21 protein-coding genes are annotated in these 23,830 nt (G+C 72.3%); 11 read left to right on the top strand and 10 right to left on the bottom strand.

Translation table 11 applies throughout. The features are described from left to right. Position 1: 1 nt before the first annotated feature. On the bottom strand, positions 2-604 hold the full coding sequence (locus AB0L71_RS12200) for a phosphatase PAP2 family protein (protein ID WP_365241290.1): 603 nt from the start codon (positions 602-604) through the stop codon (positions 2-4). Next, positions 604-1,272: a DedA family protein gene (locus AB0L71_RS12195; RefSeq protein ID WP_365241287.1), complete on the bottom strand. Its 669-nt coding sequence runs from the start codon at positions 1,270-1,272 to the stop codon at positions 604-606. Before AB0L71_RS12195 ends, AB0L71_RS12200 begins: the two co-directional genes overlap by 1 nt. 113 nt (positions 1,273-1,385) lie before the next feature. On the opposite strand from AB0L71_RS12195, the gene AB0L71_RS12190 reads away from it, so the two are divergent. Together AB0L71_RS12190 and AB0L71_RS12185 are read left to right on the top strand one after the other, a co-directional pair. Further along, positions 1,386-1,847: a BlaI/MecI/CopY family transcriptional regulator gene (locus AB0L71_RS12190; protein ID WP_365241285.1), complete on the top strand. Its 462-nt coding sequence runs from the start codon at positions 1,386-1,388 to the stop codon at positions 1,845-1,847. After that, positions 1,844-2,773 carry a M48 family metalloprotease gene (locus tag AB0L71_RS12185; RefSeq protein ID WP_365241282.1) on the top strand — a complete coding sequence of 310 codons (930 nt, stop codon included), beginning with the start codon at positions 1,844-1,846 and terminating at the stop codon, positions 2,771-2,773. The genes AB0L71_RS12190 and AB0L71_RS12185 overlap by 4 nt, the downstream gene beginning before the upstream one ends. A gap of 129 nt (positions 2,774-2,902) precedes the next feature. On the opposite strand, the gene AB0L71_RS12180 is transcribed toward AB0L71_RS12185, so the two are convergent. From AB0L71_RS12180 to AB0L71_RS12160, 5 genes are all read right to left on the bottom strand, one after another. Further along, on the bottom strand, positions 2,903-3,406 hold the full coding sequence (locus AB0L71_RS12180) for an NUDIX domain-containing protein (RefSeq protein ID WP_365241280.1): 504 nt from the start codon (positions 3,404-3,406) through the stop codon (positions 2,903-2,905). A gap of 114 nt (positions 3,407-3,520) precedes the next feature. Further along, positions 3,521-3,931, bottom strand: coding sequence for a PTS fructose transporter subunit IIA (locus AB0L71_RS12175; RefSeq protein ID WP_365241277.1), 411 nt, complete (start codon positions 3,929-3,931; stop codon positions 3,521-3,523). Then, complete coding sequence (dhaL, locus tag AB0L71_RS12170; RefSeq protein ID WP_365241274.1) at positions 3,928-4,542, bottom strand: dihydroxyacetone kinase subunit DhaL; 615 nt, start codon at positions 4,540-4,542, stop codon at positions 3,928-3,930. Before dhaL ends, AB0L71_RS12175 begins: the two co-directional genes overlap by 4 nt. A gap of 21 nt (positions 4,543-4,563) precedes the next feature. Next, positions 4,564-5,556 carry a dihydroxyacetone kinase subunit DhaK gene (gene dhaK / locus AB0L71_RS12165; protein ID WP_365241272.1) on the bottom strand — a complete coding sequence of 331 codons (993 nt, stop codon included), beginning with the start codon at positions 5,554-5,556 and terminating at the stop codon, positions 4,564-4,566. A gap of 484 nt (positions 5,557-6,040) precedes the next feature. Next, positions 6,041-8,167: an MMPL family transporter gene (locus AB0L71_RS12160; protein WP_365241270.1), complete on the bottom strand. Its 2,127-nt coding sequence runs from the start codon at positions 8,165-8,167 to the stop codon at positions 6,041-6,043. Positions 8,168-8,336: 169 nt separating this feature from the next. On the opposite strand from AB0L71_RS12160, the gene AB0L71_RS12155 reads away from it, so the two are divergent. Both AB0L71_RS12155 and AB0L71_RS12150 read left to right on the top strand, forming a co-directional pair. Continuing rightward, positions 8,337-8,741: a MarR family transcriptional regulator gene (locus AB0L71_RS12155; RefSeq protein ID WP_365241268.1), complete on the top strand. Its 405-nt coding sequence runs from the start codon at positions 8,337-8,339 to the stop codon at positions 8,739-8,741. 486 nt (positions 8,742-9,227) lie between these two features. Next, a complete protein-coding gene (locus AB0L71_RS12150) occupies positions 9,228-10,253 on the top strand; it encodes an alpha/beta hydrolase family protein (protein WP_365241265.1) in 1,026 nt (341 codons plus the stop codon). A gap of 293 nt (positions 10,254-10,546) precedes the next feature. Here the strand turns inward: AB0L71_RS12150 and AB0L71_RS12145 are convergent, their stop codons facing one another. After that, positions 10,547-11,002 carry a cyclic nucleotide-binding domain-containing protein gene (locus AB0L71_RS12145; RefSeq protein ID WP_365241263.1) on the bottom strand — a complete coding sequence of 152 codons (456 nt, stop codon included), beginning with the start codon at positions 11,000-11,002 and terminating at the stop codon, positions 10,547-10,549. 446 nt (positions 11,003-11,448) lie between these two features. Here AB0L71_RS12145 and AB0L71_RS12140 point away from each other — a divergent pair, with 446 nt between their 5' ends. Next, positions 11,449-12,333: a universal stress protein gene (locus AB0L71_RS12140; RefSeq protein ID WP_365241260.1), complete on the top strand. Its 885-nt coding sequence runs from the start codon at positions 11,449-11,451 to the stop codon at positions 12,331-12,333. Between the two features lie 104 nt (positions 12,334-12,437). On the opposite strand, the gene AB0L71_RS12135 is transcribed toward AB0L71_RS12140, so the two are convergent. Next, positions 12,438-13,151 carry a CbiX/SirB N-terminal domain-containing protein gene (locus AB0L71_RS12135; protein WP_365241258.1) on the bottom strand — a complete coding sequence of 238 codons (714 nt, stop codon included), beginning with the start codon at positions 13,149-13,151 and terminating at the stop codon, positions 12,438-12,440. Next, positions 13,148-14,275, bottom strand: a complete 1,128-nt coding sequence (locus AB0L71_RS12130) for a uroporphyrinogen-III synthase (RefSeq protein WP_365241256.1) — start codon at positions 14,273-14,275, stop codon at positions 13,148-13,150. The genes AB0L71_RS12135 and AB0L71_RS12130 overlap by 4 nt, the downstream gene beginning before the upstream one ends. A gap of 191 nt (positions 14,276-14,466) precedes the next feature. Between AB0L71_RS12130 and AB0L71_RS12125 the strand changes: the two genes are divergently transcribed. The 6 genes from AB0L71_RS12125 to AB0L71_RS12100 all read left to right on the top strand — a co-directional run bounded on the left by AB0L71_RS12125 (position 14,467) and on the right by AB0L71_RS12100 (position 23,825). Beyond that, positions 14,467-16,545 (top strand): molybdopterin oxidoreductase family protein, encoded by a 2,079-nt coding sequence (locus tag AB0L71_RS12125; protein ID WP_365241254.1) that lies wholly within the window; start codon positions 14,467-14,469, stop codon positions 16,543-16,545. Beyond that, positions 16,542-17,741, top strand: a complete 1,200-nt coding sequence (locus AB0L71_RS12120) for an FAD-dependent oxidoreductase (RefSeq protein ID WP_365241251.1) — start codon at positions 16,542-16,544, stop codon at positions 17,739-17,741. The genes AB0L71_RS12125 and AB0L71_RS12120 overlap by 4 nt, the downstream gene beginning before the upstream one ends. A gap of 34 nt (positions 17,742-17,775) precedes the next feature. Then, on the top strand, positions 17,776-20,346 hold the full coding sequence (nirB, locus tag AB0L71_RS12115) for a nitrite reductase large subunit NirB (RefSeq protein ID WP_365241534.1): 2,571 nt from the start codon (positions 17,776-17,778) through the stop codon (positions 20,344-20,346). Then, positions 20,343-20,747 carry a nitrite reductase (NAD(P)H) small subunit family protein gene (locus AB0L71_RS12110; protein WP_365241248.1) on the top strand — a complete coding sequence of 135 codons (405 nt, stop codon included), beginning with the start codon at positions 20,343-20,345 and terminating at the stop codon, positions 20,745-20,747. The genes nirB and AB0L71_RS12110 overlap by 4 nt, the downstream gene beginning before the upstream one ends. Further along, entirely contained in the window at positions 20,744-22,114 is a 1,371-nt protein-coding gene (locus AB0L71_RS12105) for a nitrate/nitrite transporter (protein ID WP_365241245.1), read from the top strand. The genes AB0L71_RS12110 and AB0L71_RS12105 overlap by 4 nt, the downstream gene beginning before the upstream one ends. Positions 22,115-22,307: 193 nt before the next feature. Continuing rightward, positions 22,308-23,825, top strand: coding sequence for an MFS transporter (locus AB0L71_RS12100; RefSeq protein WP_365241243.1), 1,518 nt, complete (start codon positions 22,308-22,310; stop codon positions 23,823-23,825). Positions 23,826-23,830 lie beyond the last annotated feature (5 nt).

Raw genomic sequence — 23,830 nt, 5'->3', positions numbered from 1 at the left:
GTCACCGTGGTGCCACCAGGGGGCGCAGGGCGCTGTCGCGCAGCCGGACCACCACGGGGGCACAGCGCCGCGCCGCGATCGTCAGCGGCCATGCCACGAGCGCGCCGGTGACGAGCCCGATCAGCACATCGTGCGGGTAGTGCACGCCGATCCATACCCGCGACGCGGCCATCAGCACAGCGGCCGCCGCCGCGATCGTCCCGAGCCGGCGAACGGTCAGGGCGACGGCTGTCGCCGAGGCCGCCGCGATGGCGGCGTGGTTGCTGGGGAAGGACCAGTCGCCGAGGGCGGGACACGCCTCCAGCGTCACGACATGGAGGGTCTGGCACGGCCGCTGCTCATGGAAGGCCGACTTCACCAGGTCATTGACGATGTACGCGGCCACCACGACGAGCGGGGCGCAGAGGGCCATGGCCGTGCGCTCGGGGCCCGCGGAGCGGGCGCGCCACCAGGACACGAGCATCAGCACGGCGAACACGGCCAGTCCGTAGTCCGACCAGATGCGGACGGCGGAGTCCACCGCGGCGGGGGAGCGCTGGGCCAGCTCCGTGATCCAGGTGTACAGGCCGCCGTCGATCGAGGCGGCGGTGGAGGCGAGACGCATCAGCTGTTGTCTCCTTCAGCGGTACGCCGGTTCCGGGACCGGAGCAGTTCGACGGCGAGGGGGAGGAGAGAGATCACGACCACGACAGCCACGATGGGCAGCAGATAACGATCGACGTTGGGCACCGAGGACCCCAGCGCGTATCCCGCGAGAACCAGTCCCACGGTCCAGACCGTCCCCCCGACGGCCTGCCACAGGGCGAACGTCCCCGCCGGGACGTTGAGCGCCCCGGCCAAGGGGTTGAGCACCGTGCGCACGACGGGGACGAAGCGGGCGAGCACGATCGCCCGGGCGTGTCCGTACCTGCCGAGCAGCTCCTCGGCGCGGGAGGCGCCCTCGTGCAGCCGTCTGGCCCGGCTGCGGGCGAGCAGGGCCCGGCCGCCGCGGCGCCCGATCCAGTAACCGGTCTGTGCGCCGAGCAGCGCACCCGCCACGGCCGCGAGCAGCACCTGCGTCAGCGACAGGTCGACCGGGCCGTCGCTGCCCGGTACGCACAGCAGGCCCGCCGTGAACAACAGGGAGTCGCCGGGCAGGAAGAAGCCGACGAGCAGCCCCGTCTCGGCGAAGAGCACGACGGCGATGCCCAGCGCGCCGAAGGCCCCGAGCAGCGAACCCGCATCGAGGAGGTTCACCGCCTGGGGCGCGGCCGCCCAGGAGAATACGGACACGGTGGGGGTCTCCCATAATGGTGAGCGGGCGGTCCCGAGGAGCGCCCGGACTGACTACAGTGGTGTAGACGGTCTACATCACTGTAGACGCCCATCGGGGGAGGAGAGTTCCCATGTCTCAGGCGAAGGGGATACCAGGCGGAGAACCCGACCCCCGCGCGCACGGCGAACCGGCCGCGGAGCCCGGGCCGGAGCACCCGTCGTCGCACCCCGCCGCGCCGGAACGGCGCCCCTCCGGCGAGCTCGAGTCCACGATCCTGACGGCGCTGTGGGCGGCTGACATCCCACTCACCCCGGGCCAGGTCCAGGAGGCGATCGGGGCGACCCTCGCCAGGACCACCGTCACGACGATCCTGTCCCGCCTCTACGACAAGGGAACGGTCACCCGCACCCGTGCCGGCCGCGGATTCGCGTACGCCCCGACCGAGGACGCGCCCGGGCTGACCGCCCGCCGTATGCACAGCGAACTGCAGAAGGAGCAGGACCGCGGCACGGTTCTGGCCCGATTCGTGTCCCAGCTCACCGATGAGGACGAACGACTGCTCCGGGAGCTGCTGGACGGCGAAGCCCGGTGATCCTCGCCGTATGGGTGCCGCTGCTGATGCCCTTCGTCGCCGTGCCCGCGGCCCGTCGTCTGGCGGACGCCCTGCGGCCGGTGCACGCCGTACGGCTCCTCGTCGCCACGGGGATCGGCCTCGCCCTGTGCAGCCTCACCGCGCTGACCCTGCTGGTGGTGCCGGGCGCGACCCGTCTCCCCGCCGTCGCCGCCCTCGGTGAACTCGTCGGCCCGCTCTCCGGCATCACTCCGGCCCCCGCCGTTCCTCTCGCCGCCACCGCGCTGGTCCTGCTCACGGGCTGTGCCGCCGCCGTCGGCCTGACCGCCCGCCGGCACTGGACGGAACTGCACCGGGCCGCGCACCCGGGCGGCGAGCTGGCCGTCCTGCGTGACAGCCGGCCCGATGCGTACGCCCTGCCCGGACGTCCCGGCATCCCGGGCCGGATCGTCGTCACCACGGGAATGCTGCGCGCCCTCGACCCCGCCGAACGCGAGGCCCTGCTGGCCCACGAGCGCGCCCATCTCACGGGCCGCCACCATCTCCTCGTCGTCGCAGCCGAGGCGGCGGCGCTCTGCCACCCCGCGCTGCGCGCCCTGCGCGCCCCCTTGGGCTATGCCCTGGAACGCTGCGCCGACGAGGCGGCCGCCACCGCCGTCGGTGACCGAAGGGTGGCCGCACGCGCCATCGGCCGGGCCGCTCTCGCCGCCCGGGCGGCCGAAGCCGTGGCCCGGCCCCGCCCACGTGTGGCGCTCGCCGCGGCTGCCGGGCCCGTACCGCGTCGTGTCGCCGCACTGCTCGGGCGCGGTGCGCCGCGCCGCTTCGGCCGGGCAGCCGCCGCGACCCTGCTGGCCTGCCTGGTCGTGTCCGGCACCGCCGCACTCGACGCCGCGAGCGATCTGCACAGCAGCATCGAGACGGCCCAGGGCGAGAACCCGCAGCGCTGACCCCGCCCGGCCGAAGCGCGGCGGGCGGGCCCGTGGCCCCTCGACCGCCGGAACCCGGTGGGCCGCTGCGACCGCCGTGCCGGCACCGGCGCCGTGGATGCGTACCGTGACATCTGCTCGGAGACCGTGTCACCCGACTGCCTCCAGGTGTTCCCGCAGCCGGTCGAGGAAGGTCCGCTGGCCCGACACGAGCCGCTCGGCGGCCTCCTGCGGCGGGAACCAGGCGAACCGGTCGATCTCCGGGAACTCGCGCAGCACGCCGGATCCCCTCGGCCACTCCATGGTGAATGTCCCGGGGACGGCCGTCGAGGCGTCGGTGTCCGCCTCCAAGGCCCACACCGTCACGGTCTTGCCGCCGGACTGACGGGCGTCACCGAGCGACACCCACGCACCGTCCGGCACCGGACGGCCGAACTCCTCCTCGAACTCACGGCGGGCAGCGGCCCCGGGCTCCTCGTCAGGGCCGTACTCCCCCTTGGGGATCGACCACGCGGCGCTCTCGCGGCCGGCCCAGAAGGGGCCGCCCATGTGCCCGATGAGCACCTCGAAACCAGCACGGTCGTCCGTGGCTTCCGCCGGCCGACGGAACAGCAGAAGGCCCGCACTGTGCCTGGTGCGTTTCTGGGACGGCATGCCTTCCAGTCTGCGCAACGGGTACGGTGCGCGGCCACGGAAGGCACCCGTCCAGGTGACCACCGACGGGACCGACGTCGTCGGACCGGCGCCGTGACGACGGAGCCCGTCCGCCTACTGCTTGTGGTAGTCGTGGGCCTCCGACGCCGCGGCCTCCACCGCCGCGATGTCGCCGCCCGCCGACGCGGTGACCAGGGCAGCCACCGCACCCTCCAGGAACGGGGCGTCCACCAGCCGCGAGCCGGCCGGCAGCTCGTCCTCCTCGGCCAGCATCGTCTTGACCGTGAGCACCGCACTGCCCAGGTCGGCCAATAACGCCACTCCCGCACCCGCGTCCACGGACCTGGCCGCCTCGGCGATCAACTCCGCACTGGTCCCGAAACCACCCTCCGGGGTGCCTCCGGCGGCGGCCACCGGAGCCGTCGCGCCACCTGCCGCGAGCCCCCTGGCCAGCTCGGCGACCGACTCGGCCACCGCACCGCTGTGCGAGACCAGCACGATTCCGACCTGCTTCCCGCCGCTCATGCGTCACCGCCGTCCGCACCGTCGGTCTCGGCCAGTGCGGCGATCAGCAGCGCGGAGGACGTGGCCCCCGGGTCCTGATGCCCGATGCTGCGCTCACCCAAATAACTCGCCCTGCCCTTGCGGGCCTGAAGCGGTACGGTCGCCAGCGCCCCCGCCTCCGCCGCCTCCCGGGCAGCCTTGAACGAGGTGTTGAGCGCCTCGGCGGCCGGCAGCAGTGCGTCGAGCATCGTCTTGTCCCCGGCCTGCGCCCCGCCCATCTGTGACACGGCGGCGACGCCCACCCCGAGCGCCTCCGCCAGCTGCGGTCGTGCGACCTGGGGCGCGTCGCCGAGAGCCTTGCCGGTACGCCGCAACAGCGTCCCGTACAAGGGTCCTGAAGCCCCGCCGACCGATGAGATCAACTGCCGGCCGGCGAGCATCAGCACGGCCCCCGGGGTCTGTGGCGGCTCCTTTTCCAGGACCGCCCTCACCGCGGCGAATCCGCGTTGCATATTGCTGCCGTGATCGGCGTCCCCGATCGCCGCGTCGAGCTCGGTGAGATGGTTCGCCTCTCGGTCGACGGATTCCGCGGTCGCGATCATCCATCGGTGGAAGAAATCGGCGTCGAGCACGTGATCTCCTTTTCCGGCGGGTCAACGGCCCCAGCGCAGCGCGGGTGTCTCCACCGGCGCGTCCCAGAGGCGCAGCAGCTCCTCGTCCACCTGGCAGAGCGTCACCGAGCAGCCCGCCATGTCGAGCGAGGTCACATAGTTCCCCACGAGCGTACGAGCCGCCACGACACCCCGCTCGGACAGCACCCGCTGCACCTCGGCATTGAACCCGTACAGCTCCAGCAGCGGCGTCGCACCCATCCCGTTGACCAGCACGATCACCGGTCCGCGCGGTTGCAGATCCGTCAGTACCGCGTCCACGGCGAAGTCGGCGATCTCCCGGGACGTCATCATCGGCCGCCGCTCCCGTCCCGGCTCGCCGTGGATCCCGATGCCCAGCTCCAGCTCGCCCGGCGGCAGATCGAACGTGGGGGACCCCTTGGCCGGAGTGGTGACGGCGCTGAGGGCCACCCCGAAGCTCCGCGACGCCTCGTTCACCTGCCGGGCCACGGCCTCCACCCGGTCCAGCGGTGCGCCTTCGTCGGCGGCGGCCCCGGCGATCTTCTCGACGAACAGGGTCGCACCCGTGCCCCGCCGCCCCGCGGTGAAGAGACTGTCGGTCACCGCCACGTCGTCATTGACGAGGACCCGGGCAACCCGCAGGCCCTCCTCCTCGGCGAGCTCGGCGGCCATCTCGAAGTTCAGCACGTCACCCGTGTAGTTCTTGACGACGAACAACACCCCCGCCCCGCTGTCCACGGCCGCGGCTGCCCGCACCATCTGATCCGGCACCGGCGAGGTGAACACCTCTCCCGGACAGGCCGCGGACAGCATCCCGGGCCCGACGAAGCCCGCGTGCAACGGCTCGTGCCCGGACCCGCCCCCGGAGACGAGCGCCACCTTCCCGGCCACCGGTGCGTCCCGCCGTACGACGACCCGGTTCTCGACGTCCACGGTCAGCTCCGGGTGGGCGGCGGCCATACCCCGCAGCGCGTCTGCGACCACGGTTTCGGGGACGTTGATGAGCATCCTCATGGGTACCTCCTGGGAAGCTTGGCAAGTGGGTCTTCGACCTGTGTTTGTTTTGCTGGTCAGAGCAGGTGCGGGCCGTTCTTGACCTCGGCGGCCCGTAGCGGCCGGAAGCGGGCTGTGGCGGTACTGGTGCTGACGTGGTGTGACTTCGATGACGGGTCGTCAGGTCGGGTGTACGGCCGGGTGGGACTCGGGTGGAGTGCCGCTGTCGGCAGTATCGGCCTTGCGGCAGCGAAGGTCACGCGCGAGAACGTCCGTGGGCGTGCCCCGTTCCCGAAGCGGGGTGCTTTCGGTGGGGGCTGGACGCCGGCGGCACGGCACGCTCACCCCGCACCACCGACCGCCCCCCGGACCTGTGCCGGTCCGGAAAGGGGCCGGATCTCGCTCGGCGTTCCCGGGGGCCGGTACTACGCGCACTGCCGTCGCCTCACGGTCGCCGCCTGCCGGACCGGCGACTCGTCACGACGTTCTTTCGTGGCAGCGGCGCTCACACGTTTTCGAGGCTCGACTGCGCACTGCGGTCCAGCGGTTGCCCGGAGGAGCGTGGGCGACGGAGCCGGCTCGGCCACCAGACGTTCGGGCCGATGTCACGGACCAGAGCCGGTACGAGCAGGGAGCGGACCACAAGGGTGTCCAGCAGGACGCCGAACGCCACGATGAATGCGACCTGCGCCAGGAACGCGAGGGGGATCACGAGCAAGGCGGCGAAGGTAGCGGCCAGGACCACACCCGCGGAGGTGATCACACCACCGGTGGCGATCAGTCCGCGGAGGATGCCCTGGCGCGTGCCGTGGCGCAGAGTCTCCTCCCTGACCCGGGACATGAGGAAGATGTTGTAGTCGACTCCCAGTGCCACCAGAAAGACGAAGCCGTACAACGGGACCGAGGCGTCCGTGCCGGAGAATCCGAAGACGTGGGTGAAGACCAGGCTGGAGACACCGAGCGTCGCCAGGTAGTTCAGAGCCACGGTCGCGACCAGGAGGACAGGCAGCAACAGCGAGCGCAGGAGCATGATCAAGATGGCGAGAATGATCGCGAGGACCACCGGAATGATCAGGGTGCGGTCCTGCTCGGCGGTGCGCTGGGTGTCGTACTGCTGAGCGCTGTACCCGCCGACCAGGGCGTCCGGATCGACGCTGTGCAGGCGGTTCCTGAGGTCGCTCACGGTCTGCTTCGCGGCGTCGCTGTCCGGTGCGCTGTCCAGCGTCGCATCGACGCGGACGCGGTCGTCGACGACGAGAGGATCGGCGCCCGGTGCCCCGGAGACCGTCACGACGGCGGCGTCGGCCACACCCGGGGTCTCCGATGCCGTCTTCTCGACGCGCTCACGAGCAGCGGCGTCCGCGAGGATGACGACGGGCTGCCCGGAGCCGCCTGGGAAGTGCTTGCTCAGCGTCTCCTGGGCGGTGACCGACGGTGCGTCGTTCACAAAGACCTCGTCCAGGGGCACACCCTTGGAATCGAGGGTGGGGAAGAAGGCGGCGCCGGCCAGCAGCAGCACGACCGTGGCCGCCCACAGCCGGCGCGGCGCGGTGTCCACCCGGTCGGCAACCCACCGCCAGATCCCGTGGCCGCCGCGCTGTTCGTCGGCCGCTCTCGGCTTCGCAGGCCAGAAGGCGGCCCTGCCCAGCAGTGCGAGGACCGCGGGCAGGAAGGTGAGGGCCGACAGAGCGGCGCAGGCGATGCCGATGGCGCCGACCGGCCCCAGTGCCCGGTTGTTCGTGAGGTCGCTGAGCAGCAGGGCGAGAAGCCCCAGCGCCACGGTTGCCGCGCTGGCCGTGATCGCGCCCAGGGAGCTGCGGGTGGCGGCGAGAGCCGCTGCCACCCGATCGTTGCGGTGAGCGAGTTCCTCGCGGAAACGGGCTGTGAGCAGCAGCGCATAGTCGGTCGCGGCGCCGATGACCAGGATCGACAGGATTCCCTGCACCTGTCCGTCCACGCGTACGACGTCGTGATCGGCCAGGACATAGACGATGGCGGAGGCCACCCCCAGGGCGAACACCGCGCTGATGATGATCACGAAGGGGAGCAGTGCGCTCCTGTACACCAGCAGCAGGATGACCAGCACGGCCGCCAGCGCCACGCCGAGGAGGAGTCCGTCGATGCCGCCGAAGGCATCGCCGAGGTCGGCTCGCGTGGCGCCGGGTCCGGCGATCTCCGCCGTGGTGCCCTCGACACCTTGCGCGGCCTTGTGGACCTCATCGAGGACTTCGGTCAGCCGGTCCCCGAGTTCGGGGCTCAGCGGGACGACGCCCTGGAGGGCCTGTCCGTCCTGGGACAGCACGGCCGGTGAGGGGCTGCCCACGACGCCCTCGGTGTTCCTCATGGCACGCAGGGCGCGATCCGCGGCTTCCTGCTGCTCGGCGGTGATGTCGCTTTGGTGGTTGCCCGTCCATACGACGATGGCGGGCAGGGCCTGTTCCTGTTCGAAGCCCTTCTGCTCGGTGACGACCTTGGTGGACTCGGCGTTCTTCGGCAGGAAGGCTGCTTGGTCGTTGGTCGATACATCGCCGAGCTTGCCTGCGGCGGAGCCGAAGGCGCCCCCGAGACCGAGCCAGACGAGGACGAGGAGGACAGGGATCAGCCAGTGGACGGGTCGACGGACGGTGTTCATTCACTCCCCAGACAGCATGTTTCGCGTGCGGCGCGGGGCAAAGGTAACTCGAAGGGAAAGTATCTCAACAGTTGAGAGATCATATGCTTGGGTCATGCAGTATCGGAGTCAGGAGGGCCCCAGCGGTCCGGCCAGTGATCTGCAGGGGTATGCGGTGCTCCTGCGTCGTATGAACAGCGAGTTCAATCGCCTTGCGCACGCCTTTGCCCAGGCTCACCACCTGCACTCGACCGACGTTCATGCCCTGGTGGAGATCCTGGATGCCGACGCGACAGGCGGCGGGGCGATGACTCCCTCGAGGCTGCGCGAGAGGCTCGACCTCACTTCCGGTGCCGTCTCGGCATGCCTGGACCGGCTCGAACGCGCCGGTCACATCACTCGCGTCCGGGATGACGCGGATCGCCGGGTCGTGCACCTCCACTACAGCCCCGGGGCGCGGAACCTGGCCCGCCGGTCCTTCATGCCGCTGGCTCGCAGTACGGAAGCCGCGAGAGAGAAGTTCACGCCCGAACAGCTGAAGACGATCGCGGCCTTCCTCGGCGCGCTCAATCAGGAGCTTGCTGCGGAGCGCTGACCGAGGTCTGCTGCGGGAGGCTCGGCCCCGGGCTCGGCCGTTCCTGTTGCTGCGCACGAGCCGCTCGCCGTGACGGGCCGGCGAGATCCCCGGTGAGGCTGACCCGGGTGTCGCCGCTGTCGGGGCGACATTTCCACCACTGGGTGCGGAGGGGGCGCGCTCGAGACGATGTTGACGTGCACACGTCTTGACTGGTGGCCGCTTCGGCACGCACCGTTGCTGAGCCGTTGTTTCCAGGGGGGTGCGTGAACAGCAAGTTGCTCCTGAGGGAGTCGGTGAACGGGCGCCACGCTCCGGTGCTGCGTGCCTCCCGTCGACGCGGTGCGGTCGCCCGGCTCACCTGGACGGGGCAGGCCGCCGGCCGCAGCGCGTCGAACCCCCTGGAACGCCCCGTCGGGGACGCACTGCTGAACCTGCCCGACCGGGGCCGACCCAGACGGGTCCGAGAAACGTCCGAGCCAGCGACCACCGAACGAGAGAGCCGCCATGACCGCTGTTCCACTCCGCAGATCCCGCTTGCTGTTCGTCCTAGCCGCGCTGCTGTTCACCCTCACGTCGGCCCCGTCGGCGTTCGCCGCCGCGTCGCCCGTGCCGGCCGCCGACCAGGCGGACGCGGCGGACAGCCCGGACCGGGGTGCCGAGGTCGTCGCGGTCACCCAGGTCGCCGACCGGCAGGTCGACCTGTCGGTACGGTCGGCCGCGCTCGGCGGCCGGACGGTGAAGGTACGTCTGCTCACGCCCGACGGCTGGGATCCCAGTGACCGCAGCCAGCACTGGCCGACCCTCTGGCTGCTGCACGGCTGCTGCGGGGACTACACGTCATGGACCGCCCGGACCGACGTCGCCCGGACCGACAGTCTGCGCGACGTCCTCGTGGTCATGCCGGAGGCGGGCTGGAACGGCTGGTACAGCGACTGGTGGAACTACGGGCAGGGCAGTGACCCCGCATGGGAGACCTTCCACACCAAGGAACTGCGTCTGCTCCTCGAGCACGGCTGGGGGGCGAGCACCAACCGCGTCGTGGCGGGCCTCTCGATGGGCGGACAGGGCGCCCTGCTGTACGCCGCCCGGCACCCCGGGATGTTCAAGGCCGCCGCGGCCTACTCCGGCTCCGTGCACCCGCTGTTCGACGAAGCGTCCGCGAACCGCATCATGGGGTACTTCGCCGGCCAGGGCAACGACCCGCTGAGGGTCTGGGGCGACCCGGTCGCACAACGTGATGTCTGGGAGGCCCACGACCCGTTCCACCTCGCCAAGCGCCTCACCTCGGTCCCCGTCTACCTGTCGTGCGGCGACGGCACCGCCGGCCCCTTCGATGCGGCGGGAACCACGAGCGCCCTCGAAGCGGACTTCCACCGACAGAACCAGGCCCTGGCCGGCGAGCTCGAACGCCTGGGCGCGAAGCACCTGGTCACCAACTTCTACGGTCCCGGAACCCATGGCTGGGCCTACTGGCAGCGGGAGTTGCACTCCTCGCTCCCGATGCTGCTCCACGCCCTGCGGACCGACTGACCCGGTCCGTACCGGGAGAGCCTTCCCCGGGCTCCGCCCCCGGGAGCCGGGACGGCCTGTCGTCCTGGCCCGAACGGTGGTTTCATGAAAGGGGCGGAAAGGGTCTTCATCAGGTGCGGAGAAGCGACCAAGGTCCGCGCACCGCACAATCAGGATCCGCGAGAAGTGGATTGGGCTCTTTCCGTCCCCTCATGCGGGCGCCCGGTCACCACCGGCGCACAGGCATGGCCCGGGCCTCCTGTCCGGATCAGGCCGGCAGACCGGTCCGGACGCCCCTGGTGCCGCTCCCAACGCTAGCTGCCGCTGCCGTGGGGGGCGTAGAGGTCGAGCAGGCGGATCCGAGTGGCCTGCAGGCGGTGGGCCAGGACCTGCCCGACCCAGTGGCCGACGGCCGAGCCGAAGGCGGGATCCGCATCCATCATGATGCGTACGGTCGCGGCGTCGAACTCATGGGTACGGACCGGCGTCATCGCCTCCGCGCCGAGGTGCCAGACGTACGGCTCGAACAGCCAGGCCCAGCCCACCAGTTCGCCGGGACCGAGTCGGTCGATCACTGCCGGGAAACTGCCCGGTACGCGGATGTCCAGGGTGATGGTGCCCGAGCGCAGGATCCAGAAGCGGTCAGCGTGGTCGCCTTCCTGGAAGAGGCGGGATCCCTCCGGGAAGTTGACCTCCTGTGCCCGTTCCATCAGACGGTTGCGGTACCGGACGGGCAGGGCCGTGTTGATACGGGTTGCCGGAGCGGTCATCGTCGGCCTCCTTCGTGGCCTCCGACATCGGCAGGGCCGGACGGCCGGTTCGCGGACCTGTGTGGCCACGACGACGGGGCGGCCGGCCGGGAACCCCCGTACAGGAGACTCCGTACGCACCACGGGGCCGCTGCCGGTCCGGGGCACACCGGTCCCGCTGCCCTCTTTCCTCCACTATCTGCCTCCCGCACCCCACGGGCCAGCCGGGCTCCGGGGATCCGGACCGCTGATCCCGACGCGCCAGGCACCCGACCAGGCGTCCGGGACCCGCACCGCGGGGTCCGGGGCCCCGGTCCGGGGCCCCGTCCCCGACCCGTGCCGTTCCGGGCCCTGCCGCTCCGGGGTCCGTATGCGGCGTCCGGAGATCTGGGGTACTCCTCGAAGGAGAAGGAGCCGGGCTCGGCGCACCGGCTCGGATGCTCGCGAAGGAGACGGAGGCAGTTTTCATGGAGCCAGTTGTCACCGTCGGGCTCGACGGCTCACCCGAGAGCCATGCCGCTGCTCGCTGGGCCGCCGTCGAAGCCGAGCGGCGCAGGCTGACGTTGCGCCTGCTGCACGCGTGGCCCCTGCTGGTTCCCGAACCGGCCGGTGCGCCCGTGGAAGCGGACCAGAACTACTGGGTGAAGCGGATCGTTCATGCCACGCGCTCGGAGCTCCAGGCACGCCATCCGGGTCTTCCCGTCGTCGGCAGCCTGGTGGCCGACGACGCCGAGCAGGCGCTGCTTCGAGCGGCGGCGGACTCCGAGATGATCGTGCTCGGCTCGCGAGGACTGATGCCCGTCCAAAGCTATTTCCTCGGAGACATCAGCCTGCCCGTCGTGGCCCGGGCCGAGTGCCCGGTGGTCCTGGTGCGCAGCGAGGCGGGCGAGGCGGGGGAAGCGGCCACTGCGGCCCCGGAGGGCGGCGTGGTGGTGGCGCTGAAACTGTGCGGCCCCTGCGACGACCTGCTCGCCTTCGCGTTCACCACCGCCGCGGCGCGAGGGGTACCGCTGCGGGCCGTCCACGCCCGGCGCCTGCCCCTCGACGCGTACGTGCCCTGGGGTGTGGATCACGACGTGGCGGAAGATGTCGCGAAGGAGGCGCAGCAGCACCTCAGCCGGGCCCTGCGCCCCTGGCGTGACAAGTTCCCGCAGGTGGAGGTGGCCGACAGCGTTGCCCTCGAAAGCCCCGCCAAGGTCGTCGTGCGGGCTGCCGAAGGCGCCGGCCTGTTGGTCGTCGGCCGCCATGGACATCGCCCCGCCCTGGCGTCGCCCCCGGGTTCCGTGGCCCAGGCGGCCATCCATCACGCGCGCTGCCCCGTCGCCGTCGTCCCGCTCGACCGGGACCGGTGACCAGTGCCGCAACAGGCAACGTCCGCCCCGTCGGCAAACATTGCCGGTCGCGACACTGGCTGCGACACGGCCCGCCCGGAGGACGACTGGGCGGACGCCCGCTGCTACGCCGTCCGGGGGGACGCCTCGTCGAAGCGCTTCAGCACCAGCCGCGCGACATCCGGGTGCGCACCCAGCGGGGCGGAGGTCAGACAGCCGCCGGCTCGCTGCGCCCGTGCGGAGAAGTGGCCGGGAGCCATCAGATAGCGGGCCACCGCCACCCGGCGGTGGCCCGTGGCGCGCAGGGCCGCCACCGCGTCGGCCGGGGTCGGTGTACGGGCACAGAGGTAGGCCGGAACGACCGGCTGCCCGAGCCGCTGTTGCAGCAGGCCGGCCATGATTTCGGTGTCCGCGGCCGCCGCCGGATCGGTGGATCCGGCGGCGGTGAGTACGACGGCATCGGCTCCGGTCCGGGCCGCGGACCAGCCCGCTTCGGCGAGCCGCTCGCCGAGAGCGGTGGCGAGCAGCGGATCGGTGCCGAGGACCCCGGCGGTCCGGACGTCCAGATGCGGTGCGGTGGCCCGTACGACGGGGAGGTCGATCCGGACGTGGTACCCGGTGTTCAGCAGCAGGGGGACCAGCACCACCGGGCCACTCGCCCGGGCCAGCACCTGGGCCGGGGTGGGTGCGGCGAGGTCGAGGAAGGCGAGACCGGCCGTCAGGCCCGGGCGCTGGGAGCGGATCTCGTCGAGGAGCGCGTGGTAGGTGGCGATGCCTGCTTGGTCACGGGTGCCATGGGCGACGGCGAGCAGGGCGGGAGCCGCGGACGGGGCCGTCATGGTGCCGCCACCAGGCTGTAGCCGCGCTTGGGCACGGTACGGATCAGCCGCGCGTGCCCGCCCAGCGATGCGCGCAGCCGGGCGACGGCCGCCTCCACCGCGTGCTCGTCGGCCCGGCCGGTGCCCCAGACGCGGCGCAGCAGTTCGGCCCGGCTCAGTACCCGCCCGGGCTGCTCGGCCAGGGTGCGCAGCACGGCCGCGAGCAGCGGGGGCAGTTGTACGGCAGGGCCGCCGTCGACCAGCACGGCGTTCCCCTGGAGCACCAGCACCCCGGCACCGGAGAGGACTTCGCGCCTGCCACGGGCGGGCAGGGCGTCCTCCAGGGTCCGCACCATGGCCCCGAGCCGGCCCCGCTCGGGGCAGAGCACGGCGACGCCCGCCTCCTCCAACGGCCGGGCGCAGACCGGCCCGACACAGACCGACAGCACGTCCTCCCGGAGCCGCGCCAGTACCTCGTCGCCCAGGCCGAGTTCCGTCGAGGCGGCGAGAAAGGCGGTGATCGCGGGCGCGCTGGTGAAGGTGAGCGCGTGCAGTTCGCGACGCACGGTCTGCTCGACCAGCCGGCTCAGCGCCGACGGATCCCCGGGAGGTCCCCACCGGTAGACCGGAACCGGGATGACCTCGGCTCCGCGTTCGCTCAGCGCGGCGGTGAAACCGTCCAGCGGCACACCGTGCTCCTGCACGGCGATCCGTTTGCCGGGCAGGTCCCGTGCGAGCAGCCAGGTCAGCAGTCCGTCGGTGGTCTCGGTGGCCGGGGAGAAGGTCTCGCTCAGCCCTCCGGCGCGCACGGCGCCGGTCGCCTTCGGGCCGCGCGTGAGCACCACCGCGTCCCGGCACACCTCCGCCAGCCGCCCGCCGTACCCCCAGCCGTCGGCCGCGCTCAACCACCCGCGCCAGCCGACCCCGGTGGTCGCCACCACATAGTCGAGCGGGGCGGCCAGGCAGCGCGCCGTGGCCCGGCGCAGTGCCTCGTCGTCCTCCAGGGGGAGGATGCGGAGCGCCGGTGCCTCGACCACCCTGGCGCCTCGTCGGCGCAGCAGCGCGACGAGCTCCTCGCGGCGGCGCGCGGCGGTGACTCCGACGGTGAAGCCGACCAGAGGGCCCGAAGGCGGCGTGCTGTCCATGTCGGCAGGCTCGGCCAGCACTGTTTCGTGCTCGTTGCGTGTCCATCACCCCGAGGTAAGCGCAGGTGGCCCCGGTGTTACGCCAGGTTTCCGCAGCGTCACCCCCGGCCCGGAGGGCGGTGAAGGAGCCGTACCCCGGGCGCAACGTATGCGACCCGGTCATGTAATCGCGCGGCCCGAAGCTCAGTGGCATGACGACGACCGACACCCACTGCCCGTACTGCTCACTGCAGTGCGGCATGCGCCTGCGGGCGCCGCACGACGGCCTGGAGGCCGAGGTGCTGCCGCGCCCCGACTTCCCGGTCAACCGCGGTGCGCTGTGCGGGAAGGGCCAGTCGGCCACCGCCGTACTCGGCGCGGGCGCCCGGCTGACCGCGCCGCTGGTACGCGACGGGCGGGGCGGGCCGCTGCGCGAGGCCACCTGGGCCGAGGCGCTCGACCGGGTGGCCGCCGGCCTGGCGGCCGCCGGGCGGCGCCACGGCCGGGGGTCCGTCGCGGTCTTCGGCGGGGGAGGGCTGACGAACGAGAAGGCGTATCTGCTCGGCAAGTTCGCCCGGGTCGTGCTGCGCACCCCGGCCATCGACTACAACGGCCGGTTCTGCATGTCCTCCGCGGCGGCCGCGCACCGTCTCGCCTTCGGACTGGACCGCGGTCTTCCGTTCCCGATCGCGGACATCGCGCAGGCCGGCTGCGTGATCCTGGTCGGCGGCAACCCGGCCGAGACGATGCCGCCGGCCCTGCGCTACTTCCGTGAACTCCGGGCGAACGGCGGCACATTGATCGTGGTGGATCCGCGGCGCACCCGCACCGCCGAACAGGCCGACCTGCATCTGCAACCGGTTCCCGGCACCGACCTGGCGCTGGCGCTGGGGCTGCTGCACCTGGCGATCGCCGACGAGCGGGTGGACCAGGCGTTCGTCGCCGAACGCACCACCGGATTCGATGCCGCCCGCACCGCGGCCATGGCGCACTGGCCGGAGCGCGTGGAGCGGCTGACCGGTGTCCCGGTGCACCAACTCCGCCAGGCCCTGGGTCTCTTCGCGGACGCCGCCACCGGCATCGTGCTCACCGCGCGCGGCCCCGAACAGCAGAGCAAGGGGACCGACACCGTCGGCGCCTGGATCAACCTGTGCCTGGCGCTGGGCAAGGCCGGCCGGCCGGGCTCCGGCTACGGCTGCCTGACCGGCCAGGGCAACGGGCAGGGCGGACGCGAGCACGGCCAGAAGGCCGACCAACTGCCCGGCTACCGCTCGATCGAGGACCCGGCCGCCCGCGCGCACATCGCGCGCGTCTGGGAGATCGAGGCCGACGACCTTCCGGGCCCGGGCCGCTCGGCCTACGAACTCCTCGACTCCCTGGGCACCGACGGCGGGGCTCGGGCGCTGCTGGTCATGGGCTCCAACCCGGTCGTCTCCGCGCCGCACGCCGGTCACATCACCGAGCGGCTGAGGGCCCTGGACTTCCTGGCCGTCAGCGACCTGGTGCTCTCCGAGACCGCGCAGCTCGCGGACGTGGTGCTGCCCACCACGCAGTGGGCGGAGGAGACCGGCACCCTGACCAACCTGGAGGGCAGGGTCATCCTGCGCCGCGCAGCGCTCACCGCCCCGGAGGGCGTCCGCACGGACCTGCGGGTGCTGCGCGAACTGGCCACGCGGCTCGGTGTGGACCGGGGCTTCCCGGAGGACCCGGAGGAGGCGTTCGAGGAGCTCCGCCGCGCTTCGGCCGGTGGCCCCGCCGACTACGCCGGAATCAGCTACCGGCGGATCCGGGCCGAGGACGGGGTGTTCTGGCCCTGCCCCGACGAGGAGCACCCCGGCACGCCCCGGCTGTTCCTGGAACGCTTCGCCACCCCGGACGGCCGGGCCCGCTTCGTCCCGGTCACGCACCGTCCGGCGGCCGAGGAGCCGGACGCCGAGTACCCGCTGTACCTGACGACCGGGCGGGTCCTTGCGCAGTACCAGAGCGGGGCGCAGACCCGGCGGGTCCCCGAGCTGAACCGGGCCGCCCCCGGACCGTTCGTGGAGCTCCACCCGCGGCTGGCCGCACGGCTCGGCGCATCCGACGGCGAGGCGCTGGCCGTCACCAGCCGGCGCGGCCGTGCGGTGGCCCCGGCCCGGATCACCGACACCATCCGGCCCGACACGGTTTTCATGCCCTTCCACTGGGCGGGCGCCGGACGGGCCAACACACTCACCAACCCGGCCCTCGACCCGACCTCCAAAATGCCTGAGTTCAAGGTGTGCGCCGTGCGTGTGGAGCGGGTCCGATGAGCCGGCGGATCGCGGTGGTCGGCGCGGGCATGGCGGGAGCCCGGTTCGCACAGCAGTACGGGGCGCTCGGCGGGGACGGAGAGGTGGTGCTGTACGGCGCCGAGCCGCGTGGCCCCTACAACCGGGTGCTGCTGGCCGACGTGCTGGCCGGACGTTACGACCCGGAGGCCGTCGCGCTGCCCTGCGGAGCCGGGACGCGGGTGCGCAGCGGCTGCGAAGTGGTCGCTCTGGACCCGGAACGCCGCCAACTGCGGCTGGCCGGCGGCGAGTCGGTTCCGTACGACGAGCTGGTCCTGGCCACCGGAGCCAACCCCGTACTCCCGCCGCTGCGCGGGCTCTACGCCCCGGACGGGCTGATGGGCGGGGTGCACGCACTGCGTACCCTCGCCGACTCCGCCCGGCTCGCCGAGGACGCCGCCGCTGCCGAGCGCGCCGTGGTGATCGGCGGCGGGGTGCTCGGGGTGAGTGCCGCCCGGGCCCTGGCTGCGCTCGGACTCCCGGTGGAGATCGTCCACCAGGCACCCCATCTGATCGACCGTCACCTCGACGAGCAGGCCGGGCACGCGCTGCGCACCTCCCTGGGTGCGCTGGGAGTGGAGACCTATGTGGAGAACCGCGCACGCGCCCTGCACGGTGCGGCACGCGTCACCGGGGTCGAACTGGCCGGCGGCCATGTGCTGGAGGCGGACCTGGTGGTGCTGGCCTGCGGCGTACGTCCGCGTACCGGGCTGGCGGGCGCGGCCGGACTCACGGTGCGCTCGGGTGTCGTCGTGGACGACCACCTGGCGGCCTCCGCACCCGGGGTGTACGCGATCGGTGACTGCGCGGAGCACCAGGGGGTCGTCCACGGGCTGGCCGGTCCCGCCTGGGACCAGGCGGATCTGCTGGCGGCCCGGCTGTCGGGCGCCGAGCCGGACGCCCGGTACACCGGCTCACGCCCGCTGGCCCGGCTCAGCGCGGGACCCGTGGAGTACGCGTCCTTCGGGGAGGTCGGCGAGCACCTCCCCGGCACCGACGTCCTGCGCCTGGTCGACCCGACCCGCGGCTCGTACAAGAAGCTCGTGCTGCGCGGCGACCGGCTCGTCGGCGGCATCCTGCTGGGCGACCTGGCCGCCGTCGGTGCCCTGACCAGGGCCTATGAGCGCGATGACCCGCTGCCGCCGGACCCCCTCGACCTGCTCACCGCCACCCCATGACTGTCCGCACCACCACCCGAGGAGCCCGCCCGTGATGGAGAAGTCCCTGGTCCTGGTCGGCCACGGCATGGTCGGACAGCGCTTCCTGGAAGCCCTGTTCGAACAGCCGGCCGCCGGAACACCGCACCGCTGGCGCGTGACCGTGCTGGCCGAGGAGCCCCGTCCCGCCTACGACCGGGTCCACCTGACGAGTTGGTTCTCCGGCACGACGGTGGAGGAACTGACCCTGTGCTCGCCGGGGTTCGTCGAACAGCACGGCATCGACCTGCGCCTCGGCGACCCGGCGACCGCGATCGACCGCATCACTCGGACCGTCACCACCCGCAGCGGCGCCGAACTGCCCTACGACGCCCTGGTGCTGGCGACCGGCTCCTACCCGTTCGTGCCGCCGGTGCCCGGTCACGACGCCGAGGGCTGCCATGTCTACCGGACCATCGAGGACCTGGAGGCGATCACCGCGAGCGCCGAGCGCGCCACGGTGGGCGCGGTGGTCGGCGGCGGCCTCCTCGGCCTGGAGGCGGCGGGCGCGCTGCGGGCCATGGGGCTGGAGACACACGTGGTCGAGTTCGCGCCCCGGCTGATGGCCCTCCAGGTCGACGACGGCGGCGGAGCGGTGCTCCGAGGCAAGATCGAGGACCTCGGCGTCCAGGTGCACACCGGTGCCGGCACCCGGCGCATCGACGCGGACGAGGACGGCCGTGCCCGGGGCATGGAACTCTCCGACGGCACCGAACTCGCCGTCGACCTGGTGGTGTTCTCCGCGGGCGTGCGCCCCCGGGACCAGCTCGCCCGCGACTGCGGCCTGCCGGTCGGCGAGCGCGGCGGTATTGCCGTGGACGAGCACTGTCGCACCGAGGACCCGCGCATCTGGGCGATCGGCGAGTGCGCGCTCGCCGTCGACGGCCGGGTCTACGGCCTGGTCGCCCCCGGCTACGCGATGGCCGACACGGTGGCGCGCGAACTCACGGGCACCGAAGCGGAGTTCACCGGTGCCGACACCTCCACCAAGCTCAAGCTGCTCGGCGTGGACGTGGCCAGCTTCGGCGACGCACTGGGAACCACCGAGGGCGCCCTTGAGGTGCTGTACGCCAACAGCCGCGCCGGGATCTACAAGAAGCTGGTGGTCGGCGCGGACGGCCGGCTGCTCGGCGGGGTCCTGGTCGGTGACGCCGACTCCTATGCCATGCTCCGCCCTCTCGCCGTCAGAAGGGCCGAGCTGCCGGCCCCGGCGGAACAGCTGCTGCTGCCGGCCGGTGACGGTGGGCAGGGCCCGCTGGTGCTGCCGGACGAAGCGGTCGTCTGCTCCTGTCACAACGTCAGCAAGGGCGCGATCCGGGCGGCCGTCTCCGGGCAGGGCCTGCGCACCGTTCCCGAGGTCAAGAAGTGCACCAAGGCCGGCACCGGCTGCGGAAGCTGCGTGAAGCTGCTGGGTACCCTCGTGACCGAGGAACTGGAGGCGGGCGGGATCGAGGTGGCCCGGGGCCTCTGCGAGCACTTCACCCACACCCGAGCCGAGCTCTACGAGATCGTGCGGGTCAAGGGCATCACCGCCTTCTCGCGCCTGATCGACGAGCACGGCACCGGCGAGGGCTGCGACGTCTGCAAGCCCACCGTGGCCTCGATCCTGGCCGCCCTCGGCAACGGCCACGTCCTGGACGGGGAGCAGGCCACCCTGCAGGACACCAACGACCACTTCCTGGCCAACCTGCAACGCAACGGCTCCTACTCGGTGGTGCCCCGCATCCCGGGCGGGGAGATCACCGCTGAGGGCCTGATCACCATCGGCGAGATCGCACGGGACCACGGCCTCTACACCAAGATCACCGGCGGGCAGCGGATCGACCTGTTCGGCGCCACCGTCGACCAGTTGCCGGGGATCTGGCGCCGTCTGGTGGACGCCGGTTTCGAGTCCGGCCACGCGTACGGCAAGGCGCTGCGCACGGTCAAGTCCTGCGTCGGGCAGACCTGGTGCCGCTACGGCGTACAGGACTCGGTGGCCCTCGCGATCGAACTGGAACTGCGCTATCGGGGCCTGCGGGCGCCGCACAAGCTCAAGTCCGCCGTCTCCGGCTGCGCCCGGGAGTGCGCGGAGGCGCAGAGCAAGGACTTCGGGGTCATCGCCACGTCCGAGGGCTGGAACCTCTACGTCGGCGGCAACGGGGGAATGACGCCCCGGCACGCCGACCTGCTGGCCGCGGACCTGGACCACGACACCCTGATCCGCACCATCGACCGGTTCCTGATGTTCTACATCCGCACCGCCGACCGCCTGGAGCGCACCGCCCCCTGGCTGGACCGCGTGGAGGGCGGCCTCGACCACCTGCGCGCGGTCGTCATGGACGACTCCCTGGGCATCTGCGAGGACCTGGACGAACTGATGGCGCGCCATGTGGAGACCTACGAGGACGAGTGGGCGGCCACGCTCGCCGACCCCGAGCGGCTGCGCCGCTTCGTCTCCTTCGTCAACGCCCCGGGAACCCCCGACCCCACCGTGCGCTTCGTCCATGAGCGCGACCAGATCCGCCCGGCCCGTCCCGAGGAGGACGGGTTCACCCTCGAGCCGGCCCTGATCGCCGGCCCCGCCCTGGAGGTACGTACACGATGAGCGAGGTCACCCTGTCCCCGGCCGGCGAGCACCTGGTGGAGATCGACGACGGTCTGGCCTGGACACCGGTCTGCCGGTTTCAGGACCTGGTGCCGGGGCGCGGCGTCGCGGTTCTCGTCGGCCCCGACGACGAGCAGGTGGCGGTCTTCCGCGAACGCGGTGGCGCGGTGCACGCGGTGGCGAACCGCGACCCGTTCAGCGGCGCCCACGTCATCTCGCGCGGCCTGACCGGCAGCCGGGGGAGCGTTCCGGTGGTGATCTCGCCGATGCTCAAGCAGGCCTTCGACCTGCGCACCGGGCACTGCCTGGACGAGGACCACGCCCCCGACGGCTCCACCGCCGACCTCAGGGTCTGGCCGGTACGGGTGGTCGCGGCGACGCCCGCGGAGGTGTGCCGATGAGCACCGTGACCACCACCCCGACCCCCACGCCCTCCGGTACCGGCACCCGCCGGATCGAGGACTGGGACCCCGAGAACACCGACTTCTGGTCACGGGCGGGCGCCAGGATCGCCCGGCGCAACCTGGTCCACTCCGTGCTCAGCGAACACATCGGCTTCTCCATCTGGAGCCTGTGGTCGGTGCTGGTGCTCTTCCTCGGCCCGGAGTACCACATCGACGCGGCCGGGAAGTTCATGCTCACCGCCGTGCCCACCGCACTCGGCTCCGTCCTGCGCATCCCGTACACCTTCGCCGTGGCACGGTTCGGCGGGCGCAACTGGACCGTTTTCAGCGCGTTGCTGCTGCTCGTACCGACCGTGCTCGCCGGAATCGTGCTGCGGCCCGGTGTCTCCTACGGCACGCTGCTCGCGGTGGCCGCCGTGGCCGGGGTGGGCGGCGGCAACTTCGCCTCCTCGATGGCCAACATCAACGCCTTCTACCCGCAACGTCTCAAGGGCTGGGCCCTGGGAGTGAACGCCGGCGGCGGCAACCTCGGGGTACCCGTGGTGCAACTGCTCGGCCTGCTGGTGCTGGCCACCGCCGGCGCCGGCCACCCGCGGGTGCTGGTCCTGGTCTATCTGCCGCTGATCGTGCTGGCGGCGCTCGGCGCGGCGCTGCGGATGGACAACCTCGCGGGCGTGCGCAACGAACGCGGGGCGATGCGTGAGGTGCTGGGCGAGGCGCACAGCTGGGTGATGTCGCTGCTCTACATCGGCACCTTCGGTTCGTTCATCGGCTTCGGCTTCGCCTTCGGGCAGGTCCTCCAGGTGCAGTTCCACGAGCAGTTCGACACCCCGGTGAAGGCGGCCTCCCTCACCTTCCTCGGTCCGCTGCTCGGCTCGCTCTCGCGCCCGCTGGGCGGACTGCTGGCGGACCGGTTCGGCGGCGCCCGGGTGACCTTCTGGACCTTCGCGGCGATGGCGCTGGGCGCGGGAGTGGTACTGGAGGCGTCCCGGCAGCACTCGCTGGCGCTGTTCCTGTGCGGGTTCGTCGCGCTGTTCGTGCTCAGCGGGGCCGGAAACGGGTCGACGTACAAGATGATCCCGGCCATCTTCCGGGCCGAGGCCCGGGCCGCGATCGCGGCCGGCGCGGTGCCGGCCGAGGCCGAGCAGCGCTCGCGCCGCCTGACCACGGCACTGATCGGGGTGGCGGGCGCGATCGGCGCCTTCGGCGGGGTCCTGGTCAACCTGGCCTTCCGGCAGTCCTTCCTGGAGACGCAGAACGGCCAGGCCGCATACGTGGTCTTCCTCGCCTACTACGGCGTGTGCCTGGTGCTGACCTGGGTCTGCTACCTGCGACGGTCCCCGCGCCGCCTGCCCGGGGTGTGACCGCGGCCCGGCGGTGACCCGCGCGTCCCCCGTCGGCCCGTGCGCGGACAGCCCCGGGGTGTCGAAGGCCGTGCCCCCTCCCCGGGGCACGGCCGTCCCCGTGCCGCCCGTCCGCTGGAACGGATGCCGCAAATGCCGCCGTCGCGGCCCTGCCGGGGTGAGTATCGGGACGCTTGGTCCTAGGGTGCGAGCCATGGCAGAGAGCGCACGTCACCGGCGTGCCGCGGGGTGGGGCGTCCGCACCGCCCCCGGCTCCGGCACTCCGGACCCGCGCCGCTGGCAGGCGCTCGCGGTGTGTCTGATCGCGGGGTTCATGACCCTGCTGGACGTGTCCATCGTCAACGTCGCGCTGCCGTCCATCCGCGAAGGACTCCACACCCCCGAGTCCGACCTGCAATGGATCATCTCCGGCTACTCCCTCGCCTTCGGCCTGTTTCTCATCCCCGCGGGACGGCTCGGTGACGCGCGGGGGCGCCGTGAGGTGTTCATGATCGGACTGGCCCTTTTCACCCTGGCGTCGGCGGCCTGCGGAGCCGCGCAGTCCAGCCAGTGGCTGGTGATTGCCCGGCTCCTCCAGGGGCTCGCCGGAGGCATGATCTCGCCCCAGATCTCGGCACTGATCCAGCAGATGTTCTCCGGCGGGGAACGAGGCCGGGCCTTCGGCATGTTCGGCACGGTGGTCGGCATCTCCACCGCCGTCGGCCCGCTGTCGGGAGGCCTGATCATCCAGGCCGCCGGCGCGGAGGAGGGGTGGCGCTGGGTCTTCTACGTCAACCTGCCGCTCGGTGCCGTCTGCCTCCTGCTCGCCCGGCGCCTGCTCCCGGACACCCCGTCGGCCGGCCGGGTGCGCCTGCGCGACCTCGACCCGCTCGGCGTACTCCTGCTCGGCGCGGGAGTGCTGGCCCTGCTGCTGCCCTTCGTCCAGTCGCAGCAGTGGCCCGGCGACCGGAAGTGGCTGCTGCTCGTGCTGGCCGCGGTGCTGCTCGCCGTCTTCGTCGGCTGGGAGTCCCGGTGCGGGAGGCGCGGTACCCACCCGGTCGTCGCCCTGTCGCTCTTCCGGGTCCGCTCCTACTGGCTGGGCTGTCTGCTGATCCTGCTGTACTTCGCCGGATTCACCTCGATCTTCTTCATCACGACGCTCTACCTCCAGAGCGGCCTGCACTACACCGCGCTCGAGGCGGGACTCGCCATCACCCCCTTCGCCGTGGGCGCGGCCGTCGCGGCGACCCCCGGCGGCCGGATGGTCGGCCGGTTCGGGCGCCCTCTCGTGGTGACCGGGCTGGCCACGGTGGCCCTCGGGCTGGCGGGCACCGTGCTTGCCGCGCATCTGGTGCCCGGACGGGGCGCGGGATGGGCGATGGCGGCCCCCCTGCTGCTGGCCGGCCTCGGCAGCGGCCTCGTCATCGCACCGAACCAGACCCTGACCCTGTCCGAGGTGCCGGTGGCGGGCGCGGGGAGCGCGGGCGGGACCCTCCAGACCGCCCAGCGCGTCGGTTCGGCGATCGGGATCGCCGCGGTCGGCTCGATGTTCTTCGCCCAACTGGAAACCGACGGATGGGCCCTCGCGTACGACCACGGGCTCGTCGTCGCGGTCGCCTTCGTCGTGGTCGCTCTGCTCCTCGGCCTGGCGGACATGCGCGGCGAACACCGCGGCAGGACGCGTACGCGCCGGCCGGTCCACAGACCGTCCGCAGAGGGATCGACATCGTAGGGAGA

The organism is Streptomyces sp. NPDC052052, from assembly GCF_040680455.1.
Taxonomy (GTDB): domain Bacteria; phylum Actinomycetota; class Actinomycetes; order Streptomycetales; family Streptomycetaceae; genus Streptomyces.
Note: the sequence above shows the minus strand (reverse complement) of the source record. Positions and strands in the feature narration are given on the sequence as shown.